Origin of the sequence: Vibrio sp. Vb0598, assembly GCF_033338935.1 — a bacterium.
GTDB classification, from domain to species: domain Bacteria; phylum Pseudomonadota; class Gammaproteobacteria; order Enterobacterales; family Vibrionaceae; genus Vibrio; species Vibrio alginolyticus.
Map to the genome: position 1 here is coordinate 1 of NZ_JAWOTP010000043.1, position 6,392 is coordinate 6,392.

Annotated in this window: 5 protein-coding genes and 4 tRNA genes; 6 read left to right on the forward strand and 3 right to left on the reverse strand. The window is 42.7% G+C overall.

Going from position 1 to position 6,392, the window contains the following annotated elements:
* Positions 1–729: 729 nt before the first annotated feature.
* Positions 730–2,070: a CDP-diacylglycerol--serine O-phosphatidyltransferase gene (pssA, locus tag R7Q38_RS22530; RefSeq protein WP_239939282.1), complete on the reverse strand. Its 1,341-nt coding sequence runs from the start codon at positions 2,068–2,070 to the stop codon at positions 730–732.
* Positions 2,071–2,141: 71 nt separating this feature from the next.
* Positions 2,142–2,573: a GNAT family N-acetyltransferase gene (locus R7Q38_RS22535; RefSeq protein WP_017821963.1), complete on the reverse strand. Its 432-nt coding sequence runs from the start codon at positions 2,571–2,573 to the stop codon at positions 2,142–2,144.
* A gap of 101 nt (positions 2,574–2,674) precedes the next feature.
* Here R7Q38_RS22535 and murB point away from each other — a divergent pair, with 101 nt between their 5' ends.
* Together murB and birA are read left to right on the forward strand one after the other, a co-directional pair.
* Entirely contained in the window at positions 2,675–3,718 is a 1,044-nt protein-coding gene (gene murB / locus R7Q38_RS22540; protein ID WP_239939283.1) for a UDP-N-acetylmuramate dehydrogenase, read from the forward strand.
* Positions 3,715–4,680 (forward strand): bifunctional biotin--[acetyl-CoA-carboxylase] ligase/biotin operon repressor BirA, encoded by a 966-nt coding sequence (gene birA, locus R7Q38_RS22545; protein ID WP_239939284.1) that lies wholly within the window; start codon positions 3,715–3,717, stop codon positions 4,678–4,680. Before murB ends, birA begins: the two co-directional genes overlap by 4 nt.
* 7 nt (positions 4,681–4,687) lie before the next feature.
* Here the strand turns inward: birA and coaA are convergent, their stop codons facing one another.
* Positions 4,688–5,611: a type I pantothenate kinase gene (gene coaA, locus R7Q38_RS22550; protein ID WP_005388683.1), complete on the reverse strand. Its 924-nt coding sequence runs from the start codon at positions 5,609–5,611 to the stop codon at positions 4,688–4,690.
* Positions 5,612–5,816: 205 nt separating this feature from the next.
* On the opposite strand from coaA, the gene R7Q38_RS22555 reads away from it, so the two are divergent.
* The 4 genes from R7Q38_RS22555 to R7Q38_RS22570 all read left to right on the forward strand — a co-directional run bounded on the left by R7Q38_RS22555 (position 5,817) and on the right by R7Q38_RS22570 (position 6,212).
* Positions 5,817–5,892, forward strand: a tRNA-Thr gene (locus R7Q38_RS22555).
* Between the two features lie 36 nt (positions 5,893–5,928).
* Positions 5,929–6,013, forward strand: a tRNA-Tyr gene (locus R7Q38_RS22560).
* Between the two features lie 35 nt (positions 6,014–6,048).
* Positions 6,049–6,123 (forward strand) — tRNA-Gly (locus tag R7Q38_RS22565).
* Positions 6,124–6,136: 13 nt separating this feature from the next.
* Positions 6,137–6,212: transfer RNA gene (locus R7Q38_RS22570), tRNA-Thr, on the forward strand.
* Positions 6,213–6,392 lie beyond the last annotated feature (180 nt).

A 6,392-nucleotide genomic window follows, 5' to 3' on the forward strand; every position in this document is an offset into this window, starting at 1 on the left:
TTAGAATACCGGCCTGTCACGCCGGGGGTCGCGGGTTCGAGTCCCGTCCACTCCGCCACTTATATTAAGCCTCAGTCGAAAGACTGAGGCTTTTTTCGTTTCTACTGCGGCGTTTCCCTGAAGTGTGTTTACACCTAATTAGACTACTCCCCATAATCCCTACTAAGTGAACTTTGCGTGATTACACACTAGGCTTTAATTAATATAGGCCGTTGATGCTGTGGAAAGACAATATGACCTACAAACAAACCTAAGTAATCTATGGTATTCAAAGGCGTTCAACGGCTTGAATCTTGATGAGAAAGAAAAAACGAACTGTGCGCATAATCCAGAAAAGCGTCATATATACCCCCAATCTCTCCTGGCTCAAAAATCAAACGACTTGAAAAGAATTGGAAGGTGAAAGATTGAAGGAGCTCTTCATTAGCGAGGTGATGATTTTCGACGCTGAACATTTGATGAGTCTCAGAAAAAATATATCGCCAAGGGGTAAGAAGCGCCAAAACAGAGAGGGGTAGCTTAGCTCGAGGCTGTAAGCTATGCGGAATACTCACAAACGTCAAAGCTCAAACCCATTAAGAGAGTCGCTCTAGATCTAAGTGGTTATGTGCTCACTAGCGGTACTAGAAAATAGTTAAGTATTCCAAATGGATTATATGAAAAAGCCAACTGCTAAAGCGGTTGGCTTAGTATAAAAATCTCGACGTACTTTAGAGCGAGAAATGATGTCTAAAGAATACGCTTTAAAACACCATCTGCCTTTAGGCGGGTAATTTTTCTGACCAGTCGCTGTACCCCTATAGGATAGTCTTCTACTTTCTCTAATTGCTTATAAGTACAGATAAGGTGAGTATGCTCAAGAATACGCGAAACTTCGTCTTCAAACTTCTCAGTGAGCTTCGCATAATTGTCTTGTATGAGTAGCCCATTTTCTAGGTCGAGTGACCAAGCACGTGGATTTAGGTTATTCCCAGTAAGTAGCATATAGCGTTTATCAACCCAAATACCCTTAAGGTGGAAGCTGTTATTGTCATGCTTCCATAGGTTAATTGACAATTTACGTGCGGCGATATTCGCTTCATTGGTTTTCGCAAAGCGACGTAAATTCACTTCGTAAAGATATGGAAGTCCGCCAATGGTTTTAAAGTCTTCCTCAGGTGCAATGTAAAAGTCGTTGGCGGTTTTATCACCCACAACAATAGTTACTTTCACACCACGCTTCATGGCTCGTTTCACTTCACGATGAAGTGCTTTAGGGAAGTTAAAGTAAGGCGTACAAATGAAAATTTCGTCTTGGGCTGCTGCCAATAACTTTACAATCTGTTGATTGAGTAGATTACGGCGTTTGCCTAGCCCAACTAACGGAGTGACTTTTACGCTTTCTTCTGTTGCAGCTTGGTCTTCAAACTTATAGTTGGCTTGAGCAAGAGAAGCCCTCAGTTGGCGAATCGCCGACTTTATTTCTTTGGTTTCTGGCTTATCTTTTCCTGCAAGATCATTAACGGCAGGGTGAGCAATCATTTCTTCCTGAATGAATTGCACCATTGAATTCGCTAAAGATTCATGTCGAATCACATGGTAACGATCAAATCGATAACGTTCATGATAATGGAGATAAACGTTATTTAAGCTCGCCCCACTGTAGATAACAGTATCATCGACAATGAAGCCTTTTAAATGCAGTACCCCAAAAACTTCTCTGCCACGCACTGGTATGCCATAGACAGGGATTGGGTGTTGGTACTTACTGGCATATGCTTTGTAAAGCGCTGAATTACCCTCAGATGTCTCCGCACCAATCAGGCCACGCTGCGCTCGATGCCAGTCGACACAGATATTGATGTCCAACCCAGGATTGCGCTGTTTCGCTTCATAAAGCGCAGTGAGAATTTCACGTCCAGCTTCATCATCTTCCAGATATAGAGCGACTAGGTAAATTCGCGACGTTGCTTTGCTGATAGCATCTAAAAGACGGGTTCTGAATGATTCTGCTGAATACAGAACATCAAAGTCTTCCGGATTGACAGCGAGACTTGGCAACTGTTCGAATGGATTCCTACTTACTATCATATCGGTATGAGTACCTTAGTTTAGTGCAATATTGCGAACCTGCCATTTTATCAAAGATATGATTTACCTGGCTACAAAAGCACGCGTTTTGATGTCGTTGAAGAGATGAATTGCATTGGAATGAGATCTTTACCGCTATCTACATAACGTTGAAATGCCATTTTTAGCGGGTGTGGTAGCTCAGAGCAATCAATTGTTGTGAATCCATGCTTGGAATAATAGGATTCGAGATGTGTAAACGCGAAGCAATAATCGCCATCAGTGAAAACATTGTTTTTACAATGAGTTAGTAGTTTTTTTCCAATTCCTGTTCCCCTAACTTTCGGAATGACCAACATTCCTGTCAACAGACGAACTTTATCTACACTTTTTAAACGTAGTAACGCAATGATTTCACCCTTATGGCTTGCTGTAATGATCAATTCATCCTTTTTGGCTCGACCCGCAGGGTAATACGCTTTGTATAGTTTCTTAATGAGGGGGAGCTTGATGGGATTTAACACTTCTATGATTAATGAGTCTGGTATTGTCACTGCGGTTAAAAGATAACTAATGTAGAATGTCGACAGTTTAAGAGAATCTTATCTGGTGTTGCAAACCTACTATGCAAATTAAAACAAATGCGAGCCTAAAGGCTTACCATACTTTTGGAATTGAACAATCGTGTTCCTATTTAGCTATCGTTGAGTCGCTTGAAGATGTTATTGAGCTATTTCAAAACCCAAGATTCACCCATTTACCGAAACTTTTTTTAGGTAAAGGAAGTAATGTTCTTTTTACAGAACATTTTGAGGGATTAGTGATTGTTAATCGAATCATGGGTAAAGAAGTCACGGAAACGGATGAGCACTACCTATTACATATTGCCGGTGGTGAAGATTGGCCTGAATTGGTTTCCTGGTGTGTGAATCAGGGGATCGGTGGGATCGAGAACTTAGCTTTGATTCCAGGTTGTGCTGGCTCGGCTCCTATTCAGAACATTGGTGCGTATGGCCTAGAGCTAAAAGACATCTGTGATTATGTAGATGTTCTTGACCTAACTACGTTTGAAAACAAAAGAATGCACGCCCAAGACTGTGAGTTTGCCTATAGGGATTCCATATTTAAACATGCGTTGCACGGAAAGTGCTTTATCACCGCATTAGGGCTTAAGTTGGCGAAGCAATGGCAGCCGATTAACCAGTACGGCCCTTTACAAAGTATCCCAGAAGAACAACTCAGCCCTGCTTCTATCTTCGAACGAGTATGCCAAGTGCGAAAGGCAAAACTGCCAGATCCAACCAAGATAGGTAACGCAGGTAGTTTCTTTAAAAACCCAGTGATCACACAAGATCACTATGATCGACTCACAAAAAAATACCCTAACGTAGTGGCCTACCCAGCTTCAGGAGGAATGAAAATTGCTGCTGGTTGGCTTATTGATCAGTGTGGATTAAAAGGGAAGTCTGTACACGGTGCGCAGGTCAACCCTATGCAAGCTTTGGTTTTGACCAACATAGATAATTGTAGTGCTGATGACATTGTCGCGCTTGCTTCTTTAGTGAAGCATACAGTATGGGACAAATACCAAATCATACTTGAGCATGAAGTACGCTTTCTCAATCGTACCGGGGAGACCAATTTGGCTCAGATCGAGGCATCTAGATGAGAAAAGATCACTCTACGAAACTTCATATTCTAAAGTTATTAAGTGATGGAGAGTTTCATTCAGGAGAAGCGTTGGGCGACGATCTTAATGTTTCTAGAGCGGCAATCGCTAAGCACATTAAAGGTCTTAGTGAATGGGGTATTGATATTTATCGAGTGCAAGGGCGCGGTTACCAATTAGCCTCACCATTGCAGTTGTTAGACGAGACTCTCCTTACCACTAGCTCGGAGCCACTTGTTGAACTCGTCCCTGTGATTGACTCAACGAATCAATATTTGCTCGACAGAGTCGCGGATTCGGAAAAGGGCCGTGTTTGTATTGCTGAATATCAAGCTCAAGGTCGTGGTCGCCGCGGTAGACAATGGGTCTCACCGTTTGGCTCTAACTTATATCTCTCTATGTATTGGCGACTGGATGCGGGAATGGCTGCGGCAATGGGCTTGAGCTTGGTGATTGGGATTGCCGCAGTGGAAGCTCTGGAAGAAGTAGGCATGCAAGGTGTTAAACTCAAGTGGCCGAATGACTTGTATTATCAAGATAAAAAACTGGCCGGAATCTTGGTTGAAATGTCGGGTCAGGCCGGTGGGGCTGCTCATCTAGTGATTGGGATGGGCCTGAATATTGGAATGCCTGACGACCAGCCTGAGATTGACCAGCCATGGACCACGTTGAACCAAGTAAATCAGAGTCTCAAGAACGATAGAAATGTTCTAGCAATGACTCTTATCAAGCATTGGAATTCTGCACTTGTCGAATATGAAATGAAAGGGCTTACTGGCTTTATCGAACGTTGGAATCGGTTAGACAATTTCCTTAATCGTCAGGTCAAACTGCTTATTGGGCCTAGAGAGGTACATGGCGTCGTTCGAGGCATCGATCATCAAGGTGGAATATTAATCGAAACCTCCCAAGGATTAGAGACTTATATTGGTGGTGAAATCTCGTTGCGTAAAAGTGACTAAGCTTCGATTACTTTCGCAACGAGACTTTATCAACCAAGTGGTTAACGCCTTTGTGTAGAATCAAGTGGGCTCTCTCACGAGTTGGAAGAATATTCAATTCTAAATTGAGCCCATTAATATCATGCCAAATTTGCTTTGCTTTTTTCTTTGCGTCATCGACAGAGAGTTGTGTGTAGTGGCTAAAATAAGAGCCTGGTTTCGTAAAGGCCCCTTGGCGAAACTTTAAAAAGCGTTCTACGTACCAATGTTCAATGGTCTCTGTTTCTGCGTCGACATAAATTGAAAAATCTAAAAAGTCAGATACGAAGACACGATGCGGGTCATGTGGATAGTCCATTCCACTTTGCAGAACGTTTAAACCTTCAATAATAAGAACATCCGGTCTATCCACTTTTCTTAGTTCATCAGTAATGTCATACGTGATGTGAGAGTAGATGGGTACTTCAAGATCGGGCTTTCCTGCCTTTACGTCAGACATGAACTCGACTAAGCGCTTGATATCATAGGATTCTGGGAAGCCTTTACGATGCATGATACCGCGTTCTTCTAGTACTTTTTTCGGATATAGGAAGCCATCTGTTGTAACCAAGGACACTTTGGGATGATTCTCCCAACGAGAAAGCAATGCCGTTAGAATACGAGCAGTCGTACTTTTGCCTACAGCAACACTGCCAGCGATACCAATTACGAAAGGGGGAGCATGTTCCTCTGTATTTAAGAATTGTTGTAATACGGAATTGCGGCTTTGACGAGCCTGGACATACAGATTTAAAAGACGAGACAAAGGAAGGTAGATCTCTACCGCTTCCTCCATGGTTAGGTTTTCATTAATGCCCTGAAGCGCAGTCAAGTCGTCTTCAGAAAGTGTCATCGGTACAGAGTTTCTTAACTCGGCCCAATTTGCACGGTCAAATGACAAAAATGGACTCATGGGTCTCTTTTATCCTTGGTTTAATAGAAGCAAGAACATACATCAAGCGAACTTCAAAGCAAACGACAAAGGTCGAAGTTTGCTTTAAAAAAGCTAAGTTTGTACGAATTTGCAGCAAACGAATCTAAAAAATCGAAATTTATGATTTTTTTTCAAATTACTATTGCAACCTAGAAAATCATTCAATAGAATGCGCACCACTTATGCCGACTTAGCTCAGTAGGTAGAGCAACTGACTTGTAATCAGTAGGTCACCAGTTCGATTCCGGTAGTCGGCACCATTCTTTCCTTTAGTAGTCTGAATGGCTTGAAAATTTGGAGGGGTTCCCGAGTGGCCAAAGGGAGCAGACTGTAAATCTGCCGGCACTGCCTTCGATGGTTCGAATCCGTCCCCCTCCACCATATTCTTTAGGAAATAGCTCTCAGAGTTACGTGTTGCGGGCATCGTATAATGGCTATTACCTCAGCCTTCCAAGCTGATGATGCGGGTTCGATTCCCGCTGCCCGCTCCACTCTAATTTGAGTGCTGATATAGCTCAGGTGGTAGAGCGCATCCTTGGTAAGGATGAGGTCGGCAGTTCGAGTCTGCCTATCAGCACCAGCTCTCAAGTTTATTTCCTTTTGATATTAGATTTACCAATTATCTTTTTTTGGTTGCGTGGTCAATTTGGGCCACCTAAATCCGTACCTAGAGGGACCACTCATGTCTAAAGAAAAATTTGAACGTACGAAACCGCACGTTAACGTTGGTACTATCGGCCACGTTGACCACGGTAAAACA